The sequence below is a fragment of the Rhodococcus sp. ENV425 genome, assembly GCF_002887785.1.
In the GTDB taxonomy this organism is placed as follows: domain Bacteria; phylum Actinomycetota; class Actinomycetes; order Mycobacteriales; family Mycobacteriaceae; genus Rhodococcus; species Rhodococcus aetherivorans.
On record NZ_PCZU01000244.1, the window covers coordinates 24,518 to 25,635 of the forward strand.

At 67.6% G+C, this 1,118-nt stretch carries 2 protein-coding genes; both read right to left on the reverse strand.

Translation table 11 applies throughout. The annotated features are described in order from the left end of the window. Positions 1–122 precede the first annotated feature (122 nt). Positions 123–791, reverse strand: a complete 669-nt coding sequence (locus tag CQZ88_RS21360; RefSeq protein ID WP_102800267.1) for a DUF6308 family protein — start codon at positions 789–791, stop codon at positions 123–125. After that, the coding region (locus tag CQZ88_RS30240; protein ID WP_219727530.1) for a hypothetical protein at positions 788–1,118 on the reverse strand (331 nt) is incomplete at its 5' end. The genes CQZ88_RS30240 and CQZ88_RS21360, both read right to left, overlap by 4 nt.

Here is a 1,118-nt window from a genome sequence, read left to right on the forward strand (position 1 = left end):
ACGACCTGCGAAACGCCGCGGCGAGTGAACGTGAGGTCGATCGTGTTGGCTGACACCTCAAGACGGTGTGAAGCTCCGTAATCAGCGCGGGCCTGCGCCCGGTAACTTACCGACCCTGCATGTCAGGCGACAGCCCAGGTCAGCAGGTCGAGCAGACGCACATCGGTCAGGCTCGCGATCCGGCGGACTTGCTCGGTCTCGGACTGCGCCAGGTGGCGGCGGAAGAGCGGGAGGGCACCGCTGTCGAGGTTGGTGCACACGTCGTCGCGGATGGCCGCCCAGAACATCGCTCGCCTGTCGCGGTGGGGGTAGCGGGCCGCGGCGGCACGCGCATGATGCCGGTAGAACGCCATGACCTTCGAGTCGAGGATGGGAAACAAGCCGGGGCGTTTGAGGTGGAGTACCTTGCTGATCTTGGCTACCCCCACCTGCCGGGGCGCGGCGGTGCGGAAATGTTCGTACAGGGCTTCGGCACGGTCGTAGAGTTCGCCGCTGATGTTTGGGTCGGCGTCGACCAGCTGTGCCTCGATCGGCACCGCCTCCCACGGGGCGTCGACGGCGCTGCGGATGAACCAGTCGCGTTGGGCGTGGCTGATGCGGGAGCGCACTTTGTGGGTGCGGGCGATCTCGTCGGCGGTGATCTCCCGGGCGGATCCGGGTCCGGGCAGGTCGTAGCGGGCCACGGTCACTGCCGGATAGCCGTGGGCTGTGGCGACCGCGGTGTCGATGTCGATGCTGCGGCCGGCGATCACCAACGCAGTGGCCGCGGCCTCGCCGCCATCGCGGTTCATAGCTTCTGTTGCCCGGCCGGGTCCGGGTCGGTGTCGTCCGTGCTTCCCGGATCGGTGCGTGGAGTCGCAGCGGACGTGCCCGCATTCGTCGCGATGGAGAATTGCGTCGGGTCCGAGCGGCTTGAGGTGCGGATGGTGCGAGCGAGTGCCCGCAGCTGTTGGAGCGAGCGGATTCCGTCCGGGACGCTGTCGTCACCGGGTGGCCGTCCCCCGCGGGAGCAAGCGCGGAAATCCTGGGTACCGGTCTCGTTCATCGCATCTTTGAGATCTTGCGCTGCGGCGATGTACTCGGCGCGATCCTGTTCGGTGAGCGAGCCGAGGTAGCTG

What these genes read in the sequence shown, in the direction of transcription:
- CQZ88_RS21360 (WP_102800267.1), bottom strand. Translation starts at nt 791, where the DNA reads ATGAACCGCGATGGCGGCGAGGCCGCGGCCACTGCGTTGGTGATCGCC.